The sequence below is a fragment of the Streptomyces sp. SID5785 genome (assembly GCF_009870065.1).
Taxonomy (GTDB): domain Bacteria; phylum Actinomycetota; class Actinomycetes; order Streptomycetales; family Streptomycetaceae; genus Streptomyces.
Window position 1 is genome coordinate 1 of sequence record NZ_WWIA01001059.1, and the last position, 18,279, is coordinate 18,279.

16 protein-coding genes are annotated in these 18,279 nt (G+C 72.8%); 12 read left to right on the forward strand and 4 right to left on the reverse strand.

Features of this window, described 5'->3' with window-relative positions; all coding sequences use genetic code 11:
* The coding region (locus GTW43_RS34200) for an alpha-amylase family glycosyl hydrolase (RefSeq protein ID WP_237536963.1) at positions 1–822 on the reverse strand (822 nt) is incomplete at its 3' end.
* Positions 823–984: 162 nt separating this feature from the next.
* Here GTW43_RS34200 and GTW43_RS34205 point away from each other — a divergent pair.
* The 4 genes from GTW43_RS34205 to GTW43_RS34220 all read left to right on the forward strand — a co-directional run bounded on the left by GTW43_RS34205 (position 985) and on the right by GTW43_RS34220 (position 5,479).
* A complete protein-coding gene (locus GTW43_RS34205) occupies positions 985–1,776 on the forward strand; it encodes a Tat pathway signal sequence domain protein (RefSeq protein ID WP_161305857.1) in 792 nt (263 codons plus the stop codon).
* 104 nt (positions 1,777–1,880) lie between these two features.
* Entirely contained in the window at positions 1,881–3,224 is a 1,344-nt protein-coding gene (locus GTW43_RS34210; RefSeq protein ID WP_161305858.1) for a copper amine oxidase, read from the forward strand.
* Between the two features lie 113 nt (positions 3,225–3,337).
* Complete coding sequence (locus GTW43_RS34215) at positions 3,338–4,606, forward strand: SAV2148 family HEPN domain-containing protein (protein ID WP_161305859.1); 1,269 nt, start codon at positions 3,338–3,340, stop codon at positions 4,604–4,606.
* Positions 4,607–4,726: 120 nt separating this feature from the next.
* Positions 4,727–5,479: a 3'-5' exonuclease gene (locus GTW43_RS34220; RefSeq protein ID WP_161305860.1), complete on the forward strand. Its 753-nt coding sequence runs from the start codon at positions 4,727–4,729 to the stop codon at positions 5,477–5,479.
* 22 nt (positions 5,480–5,501) lie between these two features.
* On the opposite strand, the gene GTW43_RS34225 is transcribed toward GTW43_RS34220, so the two are convergent.
* Positions 5,502–6,383, reverse strand: a complete 882-nt coding sequence (locus GTW43_RS34225) for an aminoglycoside phosphotransferase family protein (RefSeq protein ID WP_161305867.1) — start codon at positions 6,381–6,383, stop codon at positions 5,502–5,504.
* A 269-nt stretch (positions 6,384–6,652) separates the two neighbouring features.
* On the opposite strand from GTW43_RS34225, the gene GTW43_RS34230 reads away from it, so the two are divergent.
* The 4 genes from GTW43_RS34230 (at position 6,653) to GTW43_RS34245 (ending at position 10,932) form a co-directional block, all read left to right on the forward strand.
* Positions 6,653–7,498 carry a sugar ABC transporter permease gene (locus GTW43_RS34230; protein ID WP_202502303.1) on the forward strand — a complete coding sequence of 282 codons (846 nt, stop codon included), beginning with the start codon at positions 6,653–6,655 and terminating at the stop codon, positions 7,496–7,498.
* Positions 7,498–8,328, forward strand: a complete 831-nt coding sequence (locus GTW43_RS34235; RefSeq protein ID WP_161305862.1) for a carbohydrate ABC transporter permease — start codon at positions 7,498–7,500, stop codon at positions 8,326–8,328. The genes GTW43_RS34230 and GTW43_RS34235 overlap by 1 nt, the downstream gene beginning before the upstream one ends.
* Before the next feature lie 35 nt (positions 8,329–8,363).
* A complete protein-coding gene (locus GTW43_RS34240) occupies positions 8,364–9,641 on the forward strand; it encodes a sugar ABC transporter substrate-binding protein (RefSeq protein ID WP_161305868.1) in 1,278 nt (425 codons plus the stop codon).
* Between the two features lie 211 nt (positions 9,642–9,852).
* Positions 9,853–10,932: a CDP-alcohol phosphatidyltransferase family protein gene (locus tag GTW43_RS34245; protein ID WP_161305863.1), complete on the forward strand. Its 1,080-nt coding sequence runs from the start codon at positions 9,853–9,855 to the stop codon at positions 10,930–10,932.
* A 35-nt stretch (positions 10,933–10,967) separates the two neighbouring features.
* Here GTW43_RS34245 and GTW43_RS34250 read toward each other — a convergent pair whose 3' ends face one another.
* A complete protein-coding gene (locus tag GTW43_RS34250) occupies positions 10,968–13,265 on the reverse strand; it encodes an MMPL family transporter (RefSeq protein ID WP_161305864.1) in 2,298 nt (765 codons plus the stop codon).
* Positions 13,266–13,635: 370 nt separating this feature from the next.
* Here GTW43_RS34250 and GTW43_RS34255 point away from each other — a divergent pair, with 370 nt between their 5' ends.
* The 4 genes from GTW43_RS34255 (at position 13,636) to GTW43_RS34270 (ending at position 17,155) form a co-directional block, all read left to right on the forward strand.
* Positions 13,636–14,844, forward strand: coding sequence for a S8 family peptidase (locus GTW43_RS34255; protein WP_161305865.1), 1,209 nt, complete (start codon positions 13,636–13,638; stop codon positions 14,842–14,844).
* Between the two features lie 73 nt (positions 14,845–14,917).
* Positions 14,918–15,481, forward strand: a complete 564-nt coding sequence (locus GTW43_RS34260; protein ID WP_161304075.1) for a DUF1697 domain-containing protein — start codon at positions 14,918–14,920, stop codon at positions 15,479–15,481.
* A 12-nt stretch (positions 15,482–15,493) separates the two neighbouring features.
* Positions 15,494–16,504 carry a 2-dehydropantoate 2-reductase N-terminal domain-containing protein gene (locus GTW43_RS34265; protein ID WP_161304074.1) on the forward strand — a complete coding sequence of 337 codons (1,011 nt, stop codon included), beginning with the start codon at positions 15,494–15,496 and terminating at the stop codon, positions 16,502–16,504.
* Between the two features lie 63 nt (positions 16,505–16,567).
* A complete protein-coding gene (locus GTW43_RS34270; protein WP_161304073.1) occupies positions 16,568–17,155 on the forward strand; it encodes a TIGR03086 family metal-binding protein in 588 nt (195 codons plus the stop codon).
* Between the two features lie 37 nt (positions 17,156–17,192).
* Here GTW43_RS34270 and GTW43_RS34275 read toward each other — a convergent pair.
* Positions 17,193–18,279: MFS transporter (locus tag GTW43_RS34275; RefSeq protein ID WP_161305866.1), on the reverse strand; the 1,087-nt coding region annotated here is incomplete at its 5' end.

Sequence of the window (18,279 nt, forward strand, 5' to 3'; positions counted from 1 at the left end):
CTCCGCCGTGTGGTTGTAGACGACGTCGAGGATCACCTCGATGCCCGCCTCGTGCAGCGCGCGCACCGCCGACTTGAACTCCAGGACCTGCTCGCCCCGGTCGCCCCACGACGCGTACGTGTTGTGCGGGGCGAAGAAGCCGATCGTGTTGTAGCCCCAGTAGTTGTGCAGCCCCGCGTCCACCAGCCGGTGGTCGTCCACGAACTGATGGACCGGCATCAGCTCCAGGGCCGTCACCCCGAGCTCCGTCAGGTGCTCGATCAGGGCCGGGTGCGCGAGCCCCGCGTACGTGCCCCGCAGCTCCGGCGGCAGCCCCGGGTGCGTCATCGTCAGGCCCTTCACATGGGCCTCGTAGAGCACCGTCTCGTGGTACGGGATCCGTGGCGGCCGGTCGTCGCCCCAGTCGAAGTACGGGTTGACGACCACCGAGGTCATCATGTGCGGCGCCGAGTCCCGGTCGTCGCGCGCGTCCGGCGAGCCGAACGGGTACCCGTAGACGGACGGGTCCCAGCCGATCCGCCCCGCGATCGCGCGCGCGTACGGGTCGAGGAGCAGCTTCGCCGAGTTGCAGCGCAGCCCGCGCGCCGGGTCGTACGGGCCGTGCACGCGGTAGCCGTAGCGCTGGCCCGGCATGATCCCGGGCAGGTACGCGTGCCGGACGAACGCGTCCGCCTCGCGCAGCTCCACGGCCGTCTCCGCGCCGTCGTCGTGCAGCAGGCACAGCTCGATGCGGTCCGCGGCTTCCGAGAAGACCGCGAAGTTCGTCCCGGCGCCGTCGTAGCTGGCGCCCAGTGGATACGCCTGTCCCGGCCAGACCTGCATGGCACCCACGCTTCCGCTCGCGGCCCGGCGGCCCGGGCGACATCGCACAGTCTCTCCCCGAAAGTCACGGAACCACACCGGAGTTGCGCCCCTCTTACCGGTCGACCACGTCAGGCCGGTGCCCGTCGAGCGGCGGGACCGGCGGGGAATCAGGGGGAAGATGTGCGCGAGCTCGCAAGACGCCATCTGGGGAAACTGGTGACCGGGGCGGCCCTCGCGGTCGCCGGAGCCGCCGTGGCCGTCGGGGTGAGCCTGCCCGGCGACGCGGGGGCGGCCGGGGACACCGCCGCCGCCGGTGCGGCGCGGCAGGACGCGGTGGCCCCTGCGGGCACCGTCGAGGCGGCGCCCCGGGAAGGCGAGAAGGGCGTCGGACGCGATCCGCTGACCGACGCCGAGATCACCCGCGCGGAGAAGCTCGCCGCGGCGAGCGACACCCTGCGGCGCAGCGCGCGGGACGTCGACGGCGACCGCGGCCCGCAGCACCTGTCGACGAACCTGACGGAGACCGACCCGCGGCTGACCGGCGCCGCCGCGGCCCAGCGCCGCGCCGACGTCGTGTCCTACGACTACCGCGGCGACACCGTCGTCACGAAGACGGTGAACCTGGACACCGGCACGGTGGAGGACACCGCGACCGACCACGGTGTGCAGCCGCCGCCCGGCCGGGCCGAACTGACCGAGGCGGCCCGGCTCCTGATCGGCGACAAGCTCGGCGCCGGACTGCGCGAGGACTACGCGGACGCCACCGGGAAGAAGCTCACCGAGGCGAAGCAGCTGCAGCTCAGCGGCATGATCTTCCGCAAGGGCACCGTCCGCGACGTCCCGGCGGAGCTCGCCGGTTGCGGCACGCACCGCTGCCTGCGCGTCATCGCCAAGGTCACGAACGGCCCGTGGATCGACACCCGCGCCCTCGTCGTCGACCTGAGCGACAGGACGGTCGGCCGGCTCTCCTGAGCCGCGCCGCCACCGCGTCCCACCGCCACGGCGGCGACGCCGCCACCGCATCCGCCGGCCCGCCCGGCCTTCCGGCTTCTTCCCGTACGAGGGAGTACTTCCGCATGCCCGCGACACCCACCGCATCCCGCACGGCCGCACCGCGCAGACGCTCCGCGCTCGCCCTGAGCGGCCTCGGCGTCGCCGCGCTGCTCGGCGCCGCGCTCGCCACGGGCCCCGCCGCCCAGGCGGCCCCTGCCGCCCCGCCGAAGGCCCCCGCGGCCGCTCCAGCACCCGCCTGCTCGGCCGCGTACCGCATCGAGCAGACCCTCGACGGCGGCACCACCTGGCGCATGTGCTGGCACTACAACACGATGGCGGGCCTCGTCCTCGACGACGTCACCTACCAGCCCAAGGGCGAGGCCGCGCCCGTCAAGGTCCTCACCAGTGCCCGGCTCGCCCAGGTGCACGTCCCCTACGACGACGGCGAGGCCGAGTACGACGACATCACGGGCACCGACTTCGGCCTGGCGCTGCAGAACCTGCGGCCCGCCGAGTGCCCCGGCGGCACCATCAAGACCGTCAAGGTCCCCGACACGGGCGACGTGAAGGGGCTGTGCACCACCACGCGTGCGCGCGGGCACGCGTACCGGCTCAGCGACGACGCGTCGACCGGCGGCAGCGGCAAGCTCTACAGCGCCCAGGGCAAGGACCTGCTCGTCTACACGGTCAACAAGGCGTCCTGGTACGAGTACATCACCGAGTGGCGCTTCTCCTCGGACGGCACCATCTCCTCCGACGTGGGCGCGACCGGCAGTCTCTCCCCGTACGACTACGACGGCACCGACGGCAAGGGCTGGCCCCTCGGCAAGGGCGCGAGCGCCTACGCGGAGAGCCACAGCCACAACATCTTCTGGCGGCTCAACTTCGGCCTGGACGGCTCGCCCAAGGCCCGCGTCGAGCAGTACGACTCCAAGGTGACCCCGCCGCGCGGCGACGGCTCGCCCACCACGAAGACCACCCGCACCCCCGTCACCAAGGAACTCGCCGGTGACGTCAAGGACATGCGGTGGTGGCGCGTGGTCTCCAAGGCGGGCAAGAACAAGGACGGGCACCCGCGCTCCTACGAGTTCGTCCCCGGCCGCTCCAGCAGGTACCCCGGGCGCTCCTTCACACGGCACGACGTGTACTTCACCGAGTACAAGAAGTGCGAGCAGTACGCGAGCGACAACCCCTCGGCGCACTGCGGCGGAACGAGCGTGGACAAGTGGGTCGGCGGCCAGACGCTGACCCACCCGATCACGTGGGTCAACATCGGGTTCCACCACATCGCCCGGGACGAGGACCAGCAGCCGATGCCGGTGCACTGGCAGGGCTTCTCGCTGGCTCCCAGGGACGTGACCGCTATGAATCCGCTCACGCCCGGCGACCTCGCGGACCAGAACGGAGCACCCCGAGAGGGCAGTTGAGAAACTCTCGGCCGCATCGGGCTGCACCGCCGCCCGCTCCCGGAGTACCCTTCCTTGATCGTTGCCCGGGGAAGGCGCGAACAGGCTCGGGGGCGGAAGGCGGTGCGGAGCGGGTGAGCTCGGGAGGGCTGGAGCTGCCCCCAGGCGACGAGGGCCACGAGGGCCAGGACGGCCAGGGTGCAGCCTCCGCGGACATCCCGCCCGGAGCGGTGTCGCTGGCCCGGCCCATGGACGTGGCGTCCCAGATCGGACCCGAACTGGACTGGGACGCGCGGGACTGGGGCGAGGTCCGCACGCGCGCCCAGCGGGCCGGCCGTGCCTACATCTGGCTGAACCTGGTCGAGCAGCGGCTGCGCGCCGTCGTCGCGGCCGTGCTGCGGCCCGTCTACGAGCCCGTGCACGGCGACGACTGGGTGGTCGCCGCCGCCGGGCCCGCCGGGCAGGAGTGGGTGCAGCGGGCGGTCGCGGTGCGCGAGGTCAGCCGGCGCAAGGGCTACCTCCTCGACCCGGCCGACGACAACGTGCTGTCGTTCCTGACGCTCCCGCAGCTGCGGGAGCTGATGGTCCAGCACTGGCCCTGCTTCGAGCCGTACTTCGACGACCGGCGCGACGTCGAGCTCGCCCTCGACGAGCTGGAGGTCACGCGCAACGTGGTCTCGCGCAACCGCGCCCTGTCCGAGACCGTCCTCGCCCAGGCGGAGCGGGCCTCCGCGCGCCTGCTCGAGATACTCGGCGCCGGGTCGGACGTGCCGTCCGCCCGCAGGCTCCCGGTCGACGCGGTCGAGGACCTCGTCGGCGACCGGTACGCGGACGTCGTCGGCGTCCACCCGGACCGGGTGCGGCTGCTGCGCCAGTTCCCCGCGGAGGACCTGTTCGGGGGCGCCCGCCGCCTCGACGCCATCGGGATAGGCCTGAACCTGCTGGTGCAGAACTTCTCGGGCCGCCGGCTGATCCGGCTCGCGGAGTCCGGATCCCGCGTGCGCCTGCTGTTCCTCAACCCGGCGTCGAGCGCGGTCAAACGCCGCGAGCGGGAACTGGGGCTCAAAAGGGGTGAGTTGAGCCGCGCCGTCGAGATGAACATCCTGCACATGCGCCGGGTCCGCGCCCGGCTGCGCGACCCCGGGGCCTTCGAGATCCAGGTCTACGACGAGACCCCGCGCTTCACCGCCTACCTCGTCGACGGGGACGGCTCCGACGGGGTCGCCGTCGTCCAGACCTATCTGCGGCGCAGCCGTGGCATGGAGGCGCCCGTGCTCGTCCTGCGCGGCGGCGGCCGGGTGGTGCGCTCCGGCGCCTCGCCCGACATGGGGGAGAACGGACTGTTCGTGACGTACCGGGACGAGTTCGAGCAGGCCTGGGCGGACGCCCGCCCCGTGTCCTGACCCGGGTCCGCCGCGCCGGGACCGGCCGAGCCGGGCGGGAACGGGGCGCCCGGCCGATTGTCAGTGGCCCGTGCGAAGGTGGTGACCACTGGGGGAACGCACCACGAGAAGGGGGCTGCCATGGGCTGGCACCGGGAGCTGCTGATCGGCTTCGACCTGGAGACGACGGGGACCGATCCGCGCGAGGCGCGCATCGTCACCGGCGCGGTCATCGAGGTCAGGGACGGCGCGGTGCTCGGGCACCGCCAGTGGCTCGCGGACCCGGGCGTCCCCATCCCGGACGAGGCCGTCGCCGTGCACGGCATCAGCGACGAGCGGGCCAGAGCCGAGGGCGCGCCGGCCGACCGGGTCGCGGACGCGATCGCGGAGGTCCTCGTCGGGTACTGGCGCACGGGCGTCCCGGTGGTGGCGTACAACGCGACGTTCGACCTGACCCTGCTCTCCGCCGAGCTCGCCCGCCACGGGCTGCCCTCGCTGGCCGAGCGGCTCGGCTTCGACCCGGCCCCGGTCGTCGACCCGTACACGATCGACCGCACCGTCGACCGCTACCGCAGGGGCAAGCGCAATCTGGAGGCGGTCTGCACCGAGTACGGGGTCACGCTCGACGCGGCGCACGACGCCTCCGCCGACGCACTGGCCGCCGCCCGGCTCGCCCGCGCCCTCGGCGAGCGCCACCCCAAGGTCGCGGCCCTCGGCCCCGCGGAGCTGCACCGCCGGCAGGTGGAGTGGTACGAGGAGTGGGCGACGGACTTCCAGGCGTTCCTCAGACGCAAGGGCGACGAGACGGCGGTCGTGGACCCGGTCTGGCCGATACGCACGCTCACCGCGGACTCCGGCGCGGCCGGGCACCGGACCAGTCCGTCCGGTGTGTGAGGCCCGGCGCTGAGAGCCGCTCTCAGAACGGGTACCACCGCACGGCCGGATCCCCGTCCCGCAGGGAGGCGACCCGCCGCTCGAACTCGGCGCGTGCCCCCGGATTGCTCGGCGCGTGCTGGGCCACCCACGCACACGAGGCCGTCTCGCGCGCCCCGCGCAGCACCGCACACCCCTCCCACTCCCGGACGTCCCAGCCGTACGCGTCCACGAATCCGTCGTAGGCGGCCGCGGGCAGGCCGTACCGGTCCCGGGAGAGCGCCATCACCACGAGGTCGTGCTCGCGCAGGTCGCCGGAGAAGGTCTCCAGATCGACGAGGACCGGCCCGTCCGGCCCGACGTGCACATTGCGGGGCAGCGCGTCCCCGTGGATCGGGCCGGGCGTCAGATGCGGGGTGAGCGCGGCGGCGGCCTCGGCGAAACCGTCCCGCCGCTCCCGCAGATACGCCGCGTCGGCCGGGTCGATCGCGTCCCCGGCCAGCCGCAGCCAGCGTTCGACACCGCCGAGCAGCTCCCGGCGCGGCAGCGTGAAGGCGCGGGGTGCGGGCAGTGCGTGCACGAGTGTCAGGAGCTCGGCGAGGTCGCGCGGCTCGGCCGGGCGCACCGCCTCCGCGATGCGGTGCCACACGGTGACCGGATGCCCGTCGACGACGAGCACCTCGTCCCGGGCGGCGCGCACCGCCGGCACCCCGTGCTCGGCCAGATATCCGGCGATCGCCAGCTCGCGCCGGGCCCGGTCGAGTAGTTCGGCGCCGCCCGCGGCGCTGTCCCGGCCGACCTTGACGACGAGGTCACCCGCGGCGAACACCGCGTTCTCACCGAGGGCGAGCAGTCGGGCGGCGGACACCGCCCCGTCCACGACTCCCGCGCGCGTCAGCACGTCCCGTGCCCGTGCCTCGTCCATCATGAGCCTCCTGCGCTTCTGTTCCGCGCACCCGGCCGGCCGCGGCCGGGCACCGGCTCAGTCTCGCACCCGTCCGTATGTCTTGACGTGGCAGGACGCTGTCAGGACCATGACGGGGGCCGCCGGGGCGGCCGGGTACCGCACGACCGTCCGAACCGCCCGAAGGAGTCGCACCGGTGAGCTCGGCGATCACAGCGAAACGGCCGGAGCGCCGTGCGGGCCGGGACGTCCGCCCGGCCGGGCCGCAGCGGGACCGGGGCGCCTGGTTCCTGGTCCTGCCCGCGCTCATCCCGATCCTGGTGCTCAGCGTCGGCCCCCTCCTCTACGGCATCGGGCTCTCGCTCACCGACGCCCAGTCGGGCCGCACCGAGCCCACCCAGTGGATCGGCGCGCTGAACTTCCGCGACCTGTTCCACGACACCCTCTTCTGGGACTCGTTCCGCATCGGTCTGCTGTGGGCCGTCGGCGTGACCGTGCCGCAGTTCGTGCTCGCCCTGGGCCTGGCCCTGCTGCTCAACGAGAACCTGCGCTTCCGCTGGCTGGCCCGGGCCCTCGCGATCATCCCGTGGGCCATGCCGGAGGTCGTCGTCGGCATCATGTGGCGGCTCGTCTACCACCCCGACGCCGGTGTCCTCAACGAGACCCTGTCGAGCCTCGGCCTCGGCGACGGCCGGGACTGGCTGACCGGGCTCGGCACGGCGCTGCCCGCCGTCATCGTCGTCGGCATCTGGGCGGGCATGCCGCAGACCACGGTCGCGCTGCTCGCCGGACTCCAGAACACCCCGCGCGAACTGCACGAGGCCGCCGCCATGGACGGCGCCGGCGCCTGGCGCCGCTTCCGCACCGTGACCTGGCCCGCGATCCGTCCCGTCGCCCTCGCCATCACGGCCCTCAACTTCATCTGGAACTTCAACTCCTTCGCCCTCGTGTACGTCCTGACCAACGGCGGCCCCGGCGGACGCACCCGGCTGCCGATGCTCTTCGCGTACGAAGAGGCCTTCCGGTACGGCCAGTTCGGGTACGCGGCGGCGATGGGCTGTGTCATGGTCGCCGTGATCTCCGTGCTCCTCGCCCTCTATCTCGTGGGCCGCCTGAAGGGAGGCGACGAGCAGTGATGCGGACATCGAAACCGGCCCGTGCGGGCCAGTACCTCGCGCTCCTCGGGTACCTGGTCTTCCTCGCCTTCCCGTTCCTGTGGCTGATCTCGACGGCGTTCAAACCGCCGCGCGAGCTGGCGAGCCTGCATCCCACCTGGATCCCGAAGGATCCGACCCTCGACAACTTCCGGCAGGCCTTCGACGAGCAGCCGCTGCTGCGCGCCGCCGGGAACTCGCTCCTGGTGGCCGTGTCGGCGGCGCTGATCGCCATCGTCATCGCGACACCGATGGCGTACGTGATGGCACGGCACCGCTCGTTCCTGTCGCGGGCGGCGACCGGCTGGGTGGTGGTCAGCCAGGCGTTCCCGTTCGTCCTGGTGATCATCCCGCTGTTCCTGATCCTCAAGAACCTCCACCTGATCAACGCCCTGCCCGGCCTGATCATGGTCTACGTCGTGTGGGCGCTGCCCTTCGCGCTGTGGATGCTCGTCGGCTACGTCCGGGCGGTGCCGCGGGACCTGGAGGAGGCCGCGGCCGTGGACGGGGCGAGCCGGCTGCGGATCCTCGTCTCCGTGACCGCGCCGCTGCTCGCACCCGGCATCGTGGCGACCGCGCTGTTCGCGTTCGTCACCGCGTGGAACGAGTTCTTCTTCGCCCTGGTGCTCATGAAGAGCCCGGAGCGGCAGACGCTCCCGGTGATCCTGACCCACTTCCTGGGCGCGGAGGGCGTCGCCGACCTCGGACCGCTGGCCGCCGCCGCGTTCCTGGCGACGCTCCCGTCGCTGCTGATCTTCTCGGTGATCCAGCGGCGGATCACCGGCGGCCTGATGGCAGGAGCGGTGAAGTGACGGACCGCACGCGGGCGTTCGCCCGCACCCGACGTCTGAGGACCCCGCTCACGGCCCTCGCCGCGTCGCTGGCCCTGCTGCTCGCGGGCTGCACCGGCGACGGCGGGGGAGGCGGCCCGGTCACCCTCGAGTTCCAGTCCCTGGCCTGGCAGAAGGAGTCCGTCGACGCCAACAGGGAGCTGGTCGCGGAGTGGAACGCCCGCCACCCCGACATCCGCGTCAAGTACGTCCAGGGCAGCTGGGACAGCGTCCACGACCAGCTCCTGACCGCGTTCGAGGGCGGCGAGGCGCCCGACATCATCCACGACGCCTCCGACGACCTCGCCGACTTCGCGTACGGGGGCTATCTCGCGGACCTGCGCCCGTACCTGCCCGAGCGGCTCCGGTCCGGCATCCCGCAGCGCAGCTGGGACGCGGGGACCTTCGGCGACGGCGTGTACGGCGTGCCGTTCCTCCAGGAGCCGCGGGTGCTGATCGCCAACGCGACCCTCCTGAAGAAGTCCGGGGTGCGCATCCCGACGCCCGGCCACCCGTGGACCTGGGACGAGTTCCGCGAGGTCACCGCCGAGCTCAGCGGCAAGGGCCGCTACGGGGTGGCCTGGCCGCTCAAGGAACCCGTGTCGGCGACGCTGAACCTGTCGCTGTCCACCGGCGGCCGGCTCTTCCACCGTGGCGCCGACGGCAAGGTCACGGTCCGCTTCGGCGCCGCCGACCTCGTCGTCCCGAAGACCGTGCACGACCAGGTCGACACCGACCACAGTGCCTCCGGCACGACGCTCGGCATGGGCGGCTCGGACACACTGCCCGGCTTCTTCGCGGGCAAGTACGCGATGGTCCCGCTCGGGTTCTCCTACCGCCAGCAGATCGTGCAGCAGGCGCCGAAGGGATTCGACTGGCAGGTGCTGCCCGCGCCCGCCGGCGCCGACGGGCTCGCCCAGGGCGTCAGCCCGCAGACCCTGTCCGTCGCCGAGGACAGCCCGCACAAGAAGGAGGCCGCGCAGTTCATCGACTTCCTGCTGCGGCCGGACAACATGGTGCGGCTCGCCCGCGGCGACTGGATGCTGCCCACCGGAACCGAGGCGCTGAAGGACCCGGCGCTGCGCACCGCGAAGGACGACTGGGCGGTCGGCACGGCGCTCGCCGCGGAGCTGCGCCCGGCCCCGGCGCAGACCGTGCGGGGATACCCGGAGTGGAAGGACAAGGTGGCCACGCCCGCGCTGCAGGAGTACTACAGCGGCGCGATCGGCGCGGACGAGCTGCGCCACCGCCTCGTCGACGACGGGAACCGGGTCCTGGCCAGGTACCAGCGCTGAGCCGCCGCGGAGGGCCGCTGCGGGCTGCGGCGGCCGGGGGCGCATAACGCTCGGGTAACGGCGCGCGGTCCTGCACCTCTCCTGGACCTGCCCATTCCATGGGACCGTTACCTCTGGGCAAAGGTTGTACGGAACCTCTCTTGTACCTTCTCCCACCGGATTCCTACCTTGAGGTGAACATGTTCTGAACAGAGGAAAGATGGTCGGCACCATGCCCCGAGAGATCCCGCCGTTGCGCGAGGTTCGTCGCATCACCCAGAAGAAGCGCGACGCATGGTGGACCGTGCTGCTCGTCGACCCGCTGGCCACGCCGCTCGTGCGGCTGACGGCCCGGTGGACACGCATCACGCCGAACCAGATCACCTGGGGCGCGCTGCTGCTGGGCCTCGTCTCGGCCGCCTTCTTCGCCATGGGGGACTGGCGCTGGCTGATCGCGGGTGCGGTCCTCTACCACCTGAGCTTCGTCCTGGACTGCATGGACGGCAAGGTGGCCCGACTCACCGGTCAGGGCTCCGTCTTCGGCGCCTGGCTCGACTACATCTTCGACCGCATCCGCGTCATGGCCTGTGCCGTGGCGCTCATGGCCGGTCAGTACCACCGCACCGGTGAGCTCATCTACGTGTGGCTCGCCGTGGTCGTCGTCTTCCTCGACGGACTGCGCTACATCAACTCGCTGGAGATCTTCAAGACCCGGCACACGATGCGCAAGCAGATCAAGACCCGCATGCGGGCGGCCCGCCGCGCCGAGAACGAGGCAGGCATCGCCTTCATGGAGGACCTGCTGCGGGCGAACCCCGAGGCGGACATCGAGCAGGACCTGCGCACCGCGGCGCAGGACGCCCGCGACGAGGACGCGGCCGAGCCGCAGCGCACGGCCGGCTCCACGGCCCTCGCCGAGGCCGCGGCCGTCTCCGGCACCGGCACGGACGCGGCGACGGCCGGCGAGCCCGGCGCCGAGGACGAGCCCCGGCGCAAGGCCCAGGTCGTCGACCTGCACCAGGAGTTCCGCAGCCGCTTCCCGATCTACCTGCGGTTCCGCTCGTTCATGCTGCGCCACCGCATCCGTACGCACCTGGTGAGCGGCATCGAGTTCCAGATGGCCGTCTTCATCGTCGGCCCGCTCATCGACCAGGTGGTCGGCGCGACCATCGCGGCCGGTGCCCTGCTGCTCGTCTTCGAACTCGCCATCATCTACAAGCTGCTGCTGTCGACCCGGGACTTCGGGCGCACCCTCGACTCGTTCGAGGAGGCCGAGCAGCAGCGCGCGGAGAGCCTCTCCGCCGTCGCCTGATCCGGCGGGGCGAGGAGGCTCCCGGACGCGTCGCGTCAGACGCGGAGCTCCTCCTCGCCCCGGTGTCCGTCCCGCGGGGCCGCGACCGGCCGGGGCACCGCCTCCTCGTGCGACAGGTCGGGCAGCCGGTGCAGGACGCGCGGCAGGTACCAGTTGCGTTCGCCGAGCAGCGCCATCACGGCCGGGAGCAGCACGCCCCGGATGACGGTCGCGTCGATCAGGACGGCCGCCGCGAGACCCACGCCCATCTGCTTGAAGGACTGCATCGACAGCGTCCCGAAGATGGCGAACACGGCGACCATGATGACCGCGGCGCTCGTCACCACCCCGGCCGTCGTGACGACCCCGTGCCGGATCGCCTCCAGATTGCCGCGCCCCTGGAGCCGCGCCTCCTTGATCCGTGACACCACGAACACGTGGTAGTCCATCGACAGGCCGAAGAGGATCACGAAGAGGAACAGCGGCAGCCACGAGATGATCGCGCCGACCCCCTCGGCGCCCACCAGCGAGGCGCCCCAGCCGTTCTGGAAGACGGCCACCAGAATCCCGTAGGCCGCGCCCACCGACAGCAGGTTGAGCGCGATCGACGTGAGGGCGATCGTCAGGGACCTGAACGACAGCAGCATCAGCAGGAACGCGAACACGACCACGAAGACGAACACCGGCACGACCGAGCCGACGATCTGGTCGTTGAAGTCCTTCGAGCCCGCGACCTGCCCGGTGACCGGCGCCTCGACCCCGTCCACCGCGCCCAGCGTCGCCGGCCGCACCTCGTCCCGCAGCAGCGCGAGACTGCGCTCGGCCCGGTCCTGGTCGGAGCCGCCCACCAGCGGTACGTCGATGAACGCGACGTCCTCGCGGGCGTGCACCGTCACCGCGACCGGCCCGCGCGAGGCGCCCGAACGCACGGCCCGGGTGCGGAACGCGTCGATCGCGGAGCGCACCCCGGGCGCCGTGATGTCGTCCGCCCGCACGACGACCCGGGCCGGGTCCGAGCCGCCCGGGAAGGCCTCGTTGACGCGGTCGTACGTCTTCACGATCGGCAGCGAGTCACCGAACTCCTGGTCCAGGGTGAGGTTCTGGGTCTTCATGCCGAGCGCGGGTGCGGCGACCGCGAGCAGGGCGACGACGGCGACGCCCACCGACACGGCCGGCCGGGCGAGCACGACGGTGAGCACCCGCGACCAGAACCGGCTGCCGCCGTCCGTGCTGCCGCCCTCCGCGCTCCGGCCGGACGCGGCGCGACGGCGCCCGGTCCGGTTCAGGAACGGGACGCGGCCCTTCTCGACCCGCTCGCCGAGCAGCGAGAGGAGGGCGGGCAGCACGGTGACGGAGCCCACCATCGCGACGGCCACGACGATCAGGGAGGCCAGTCCCATCGCCTGGAACTCGGCGAGACCGGTGAAGAGCATGCCCGCCATCGCCACGCAGACCGTGACGCCGGAGACGACGACGGCCCGCCCGCTGGTGGCCGCGGCGATCTCGAGGGCGGTCCGGGCGTCGTGCCCCTTGAGCCGTTCCTCCCGCTCGCGCCGCAGGTAGAACAGGCAGTAGTCGACCCCGACGGCCAGCCCGACCAGGAGCATCACCGAGTCGGCGGTCTCGCTCATCGGCTGCAGATGGCTGACGAGTCCCATCAGGCCCGTCGTCGCGACGATCGCCGTGACGGCGAGGGCCACGGGCAGCAGGGCGGCGACGAGCGCGCCGAACGCGATGAGCAGGATGCCGAGCGCGACCGGCACCGCCGAGTACTCGGCCCGCCGGAAGTCGTCGCCGAACGCGTCGTCGAAGGTCCTGCCCATGCTGGCGCCGCCGATCTCCTCGATCCGCAGCGCGTCGTGCCGTGCCGCGACGCCGGCGACCGCGTCCAGGACCGGCTCGACGCGGTCGGCCGCCGTGTCGGGATCGCCGCGCATGTCGAACCGGACGAGCGCCGTGCGGCCGTCCCGCGACACCGTGCCCTGCCCCGCCGCGTAGGGGGAGCGCACGTGGGTGACGGCGCCGGTCCCCTCGACCGCCCGGACGACGTCCGCGACGGCCGTCCTGAACTCCGGTGCCGTCGCCGCGAGCCGGCCGTCCCGGCTCTGGACGAGCACGGTCTCCCCGGCCGGTTCGTCGATGCCCGCGCTCTCCACGATCTTCGCGGCCCTGCCCGTCTCGCCGCCGAGCTGGTCGCCGTCCGAGACGTCGACGCGGCCGGCCGCGGATCCGAGCACCGTCGCGACGACGACGAACAGCACCCAGACGCCCACCGCCGCCCATCGGTGCCGGACGCTCCAGCCCCCCGCCCGGGCCGCGATGCCGCGGGCCCGCCCTTCCCCGTTCCTCGCCATGAGGTCACCTCCGCCATCGAAGGTATGGGCGGGATAAGCGCGTTGCGTCGTGCTGTCCGATGAGTGCGGTCCGTCCCTGCTCCTCCCTCCGGGCGGTCCGGGTCCCCGCCGAGGATGACGCGGGCCCCTTACACCTATAGGGGCGGGCATCAGCCACCTCATGGGCGTTCTGCGCCTTTTGTTATTACAGAAGCTTGTTGAACAAGTCACAGGTGTATGTAGGTCTTGATCTGGTCGCGTCAATCGGACAGGGTTTCGTCCCAACCCCCGGACATCTTCCGGAGATTGACGGAGGTTGCATGAATATGCGCGCCCCCACGCGCGTAGAACTTCATATCCCCCCACACACACCACGAGGAGACCCCTCTTCATGGCAACTCACAAGCGTGCCCGCTCGCTCAAGCTGACTGCTGCCATAGCCACCGCGGCCACCGCCGTGGGCGTCACCGTCCTCACGGGCGGCTTCGCCGGCGCAGCCGCTCCCGCCGAGGGCAAGGTCTACGGCCTCGACGCCCAGGGCGCCGTGTCCGGCAGCTACATCGTGCTGCTCGACCAGAAGGCGAACACCGACGCCAAGAAGGACCTGGCGAAGGAGTACGGCGGCACCCTGAAGCGGAACTACCGGTCCGCCGTCAACGGCTTCTCGGTCAAGGGCCTCTCGGAGACCGAGGCCAAGCGCCTCGCCGCCGACAAGTCCGTCGCCAAGGTCGTCCAGAACAAGAAGTTCCACATCAACGAGACCCAGGACAACCCGCCGTCGTGGGGCCTGGACCGCATCGACCAGGCGGACACCGCGGGCGACGGCAAGTACACCTACCCGGACAGCGCCGGCGAGGGTGTCACGGCGTACGTCATCGACACCGGCGTCCGCATCAGCCACCAGGACTTCGGCGGCCGCGCCTCCTCCGGCTTCGACGCCGTCGACAACGACGACAGCGCCGACGACGGCAACGGGCACGGCACGCACGTCGCCGGCACCATCGCCGGCGAGGCCCACGGCGTCGCCAAGAAGGCGAAGATCGTCGCCGTCCGCGTCCTCGACGACCAGGGCTCCGGCACCACCGAGCAGGTCGTCGCCGGCATCGACTGGGTCACCGAGAACCACCAGGGCCCCTCGGTCGCCAACATGTCGCTCGGCGGCGGTGTGGACGAGGCGCTCGACGCCGCCGTCCAGAAGTCCATCGCGTCCGGCGTCACGTACGCCGTCGCCGCAGGCAACGAGTCCTCCGACGCGTCGCAGAGCTCGCCCGCCCGCGTCCCCGAGGCCATCACGGTCGCCTCCTCCACGAAGGACGACGAGCAGTCGGACTTCTCCAACTACGGTGAGACCGTGGACATCTACGCCCCCGGCTCGGACATCACGTCCGACTGGAACACGGGCGACGACGCCACCAACACCATCTCGGGCACCTCCATGGCGACCCCGCACGTCGTCGGCGCCGCCGCCGTCTACCTCGCGGGCCACCAGGACGCCTCCCCGGCCGACGTCGCCAAGGCGCTGACCGACGGGGCCACCCCGGACGCCATCTCCAACGCGACCGAGGGCACCCCGAACAAGCTCCTGAAGATCGTCGAGTAACACCGGGCGACCCCCGACCGGCGACCGCCGCGCTCACCCCCACGGGGCGCGGCGGTCGTCCTATGGTGTGGCCATGGCGATCACGCGATACGCGGCCCTGCTGCGCGGCATCAACGTCGGCGGCTCGGTCAAGGCGAAGAAGGTCCCGATGGCGCGGCTGCGCCCGCTCATCGAGGGGCTCGGGCACACCGGCGTACAGACCTACCTGCAGAGCGGCAACGCGGCGTTCAGCTCCGCCGCCCGCGACGAGGACGCCCTCGCGCGCGAGCTGGAGGCGGCCGTCGCCGCGGAGTTCGGCTTCCCCGTCGACATCGTCGTGCGCGACCACGCCTATCTGGCCGCGGTGCGCGACGCCTGCCCCTTCCCCGCCGCCGAGCTGGAGGGGCGGCAACTGCACGTCACCTACTTCTCCGAGCCCGTCACCCCGGACCGCTTCGCCGCCGTCGACGCCGCCGCGTACGCGCCCGAGGACTACCGGCTCGGCGACCGCGTGCTCTACCTCTACGCGCCGGACGGACTCGGCACCTCGAAGCTCGGCGCCCGGCTCGCCGCGCCCGCCCTCACCAAGGGCCTGATCGCGACCAGCCGGAACTGGAACACCGTCAGCAAGCTCGTGGAGCTCACCGAGCAGGCGTGAAAGGCTCGCCCCATGCGCTACGTCATCATCGGAGCAGGTGCGATCGGCGGCGCCCTGGGCGGGCGGCTGGCCGGATCCGGACACGAGGTCGTGCTCGTCGCACGCGGCAGCCAGTACGAGGCGCTGCGGGCCCACGGCCTGCGGCTGCAGACCCCGGACGGGGTCCACACCGTGCGGCCCCCCGTCGTGGCCGGGCCCGAGGAGCTCGGCACCCTGCGCGCCGACGACGTCCTCGTGCTCGCCGTGAAGACCCAGGACACCACCGCGGCGCTCGGCGCCTGGGCCGGCCGGCCCGTCGCGGGCGGCGGCACCGCCGCCGCCAGGCTCCCGCTGGTGTGCGCGCAGAACGGCGTCGAGAGCGAACGCCTCGCGCTGCGGGTCTTCGCGCACGTGCACGCCATGTGCGTGTGGCTGCCCGCGAGCTTCGTCGAACCGGGCGTCGTCCGCGCCGACGGCACCCCCCTCACCGGCATCCTGCACCTCGGCCGCTACCCGTCCGGCGCCGACGCCACCACGCACGAGATCGCCGCCGCGCTCGGCAGCTCCCGGTTCGACGCACCGGTCGTGGACGACGTCATGCGCTTCAAGTACGCCAAGCTCCTGGCCAATCTCGCCAACGCGATCGAGGCGGTCTCCGGCGTCATCGACTCCGACGCCGGACGGTCCCTGTTCGCCCGGGCCCGCGCCGAGGGCGAGGCCGTCCTGGCCGCCGCCGGCGTCCCGTACGCGGACCAGGAGGAGGAGCGCCGGGTGCGCGGGGACCGGATCCGGCTCGAACCCTTCGAGGGCGCCCCGCGCGGCGGCGGTTCGTCCTGGCAGTCGCTGCTGCGCGGCACCGGCACCATCGAGACCTACTACCTGAACGGCGAGATCGCCCTGCTCGGCCGGTTGCACGGGGTGCCGACCCCGGTCAACGACGTCCTCCAGGAAAGGGCCGCACAGGCCGCGCGGGACGCTCAGCCGCCCGGCGCGACCCCCGTCGACGTGCTCGTCGCGGCCGTCAACGCACGCGCCGCCGGCTGACCGCACCGGCACTGTCGCGTTTGTTCAAGCCGCGGCCCCCGCCGCGTCCGTACCGTCGTGGACATGGACACCGAACTGCGACGCGAGAACCTGCACCCGTCCCTGACCGAGTGTGCCGCCGAGTCCGCCCGGGTCGCGGCGGGCGTCGGTCCCGAGCGGCTCGGCGCGCCCTCCGGCTGCGCCGGCTGGGACGTGCGCACGCTGGTGAACCACTGGGTGCTCCACGGCGCCCACGGCCTGGAGCACCGTGCGCTGCGCACCCCGCTGCCCGACGCGCTGACCGCCCGCGACTTCACCGCCGACCCCGGCTGGGCCGCGGACTTCGCCGCCCGGCTCGACATCGCCGTCGCCGCCTGGGCCGGGCCCGCGGTGTGGGAGGGCGAGATCGACCTGGGGTTCGCCCGCCAGGCGGCGCCCGAGGTCGCCTCCCTGCTCCTGCTCGAACTGGCCTTGCACGGCTGGGACGTGGCCCGCGCCACCGGGCAGGACTTCAAGGTCTCCGACGCCACCGGCCGGCTGGTCCTCGACGTCGTGACCGACAACGCCGCGACGTACCGCCAGTACGAGGGATTCGCCGAGGCCGTCCCTCCGGCCGACGGCGCCACCGCGTTCACCCGCGCGCTGGCGCTGAGCGGTCGCGACCCGCGCTGAGCACGGGGCAGGCCCGGCGGCGCCGCGCGTTCCGGCGTCACTCGCCGCGCCAGTCGTCCCGCCGGGCCAGCCGCACCGCGGGGCCGGTCGCCAGCCCCGCCCCGACGAACAGCACCGCGAGCACGGTCCAGCCGACCGGGCCGTGCTCGATCGCGGTCACCGTCACCAGCGCGGGCGCGGCCATCGTCGCGGCGGCCTGCCCCGAGTTGAACACGCCCTGGTAGACGCCCTGCGCGCGGGCGTCCGCCAGGCCGTAGCCGACCGTCCAGCCGCCCGCCGCCGACAGGATCTCGGCGAACACCTGGAGCACCGCGCCCGCCACCAGCACCGCGAGCGCCGCCGCAGGACCGAGACCGGCCGCCGCGGCGAACGCCGCGCAGGCCGGGACGAGCAGCAGTCCCGAGCGCCGCATCGCCCGGACCGCACGCGCCAGGTCCGTCACGCCCCGCGTCGCCCGCACCTGGAGCAGCGCCACCAGCACGCAGTTGAGGATCATCAGCAGGGCCGCCGACCAGCGTGGGGCGTCCGTGTGCTCGACGATCCACAGCGGCAGCCCCACCTCCAACAGGCCGTACTGCAACGCCAGTACGGCATTGCAGCAGGTCACCGCGAGGAACGGCAGATCGCGCACCGCGCGCCAGCGGCTGCCGGCCGGGGTGTCCTCGGCGGGCCGCCGTCCCGCGGTGCCCGGCAGCCGCAGCACCATCAGCGCCGACCCGGCGAACGCGACCGCGTCCAGCAGGATCAGCGTCGTGTACCCGGCCCGGCTGTCCCACTGCAGGGCGAGCGCCCCGAACCCGCCGCCGACCCCCATGCCGACATTGGTCACCATCCGCAGGTGCGCCCGGCCCTCCACCCGGGTCGCGGGCGGCAGCACGTCCGCGTAGAGCGCGTTGCGCACGCCCATGCTCGCCTGGCTCAGCGCCGCGTAGGCGATCGCGGTCGCCAGGAACGCCGCGTACGAGCCGATCACGGTGTACGCGGCCAGCGTCAGTCCGCAGCCGGTCCACAACGCCGTGAGCACCGGCCGCCGGCCCCAGCGGTCCGAGGCACGCCCCGCGGGCACCCCGGCCGCCAGCCCGAACAGGCCCGCGATCGTCAGACCGACACCGACCGAGGTGGCA

Coding starts and splice junctions, on each gene's coding strand:
- GTW43_RS34220 (WP_161305860.1), top strand. CDS start 4,727: ATGGGCTGGCACCGGGAGCTGCTGATCGGCTTCGACCTGGAGACGACG.
- GTW43_RS34225 (WP_161305867.1), bottom strand. CDS start 6,383: ATGGACGAGGCACGGGCACGGGACGTGCTGACGCGCGCGGGAGTCGTG.
- GTW43_RS34250 (WP_161305864.1), bottom strand. CDS start 13,265: ATGGCGAGGAACGGGGAAGGGCGGGCCCGCGGCATCGCGGCCCGGGCG.
- GTW43_RS34255 (WP_161305865.1), top strand. CDS start 13,636: ATGGCAACTCACAAGCGTGCCCGCTCGCTCAAGCTGACTGCTGCCATA.
- GTW43_RS34210 (WP_161305858.1), top strand. CDS start 1,881: ATGCCCGCGACACCCACCGCATCCCGCACGGCCGCACCGCGCAGACGC.
- GTW43_RS34260 (WP_161304075.1), top strand. CDS start 14,918: ATGGCGATCACGCGATACGCGGCCCTGCTGCGCGGCATCAACGTCGGC.
- GTW43_RS34245 (WP_161305863.1), top strand. CDS start 9,853: ATGCCCCGAGAGATCCCGCCGTTGCGCGAGGTTCGTCGCATCACCCAG.
- GTW43_RS34270 (WP_161304073.1), top strand. CDS start 16,568: ATGGACACCGAACTGCGACGCGAGAACCTGCACCCGTCCCTGACCGAG.
- GTW43_RS34235 (WP_161305862.1), top strand. CDS start 7,498: ATGCGGACATCGAAACCGGCCCGTGCGGGCCAGTACCTCGCGCTCCTC.
- GTW43_RS34265 (WP_161304074.1), top strand. CDS start 15,494: ATGCGCTACGTCATCATCGGAGCAGGTGCGATCGGCGGCGCCCTGGGC.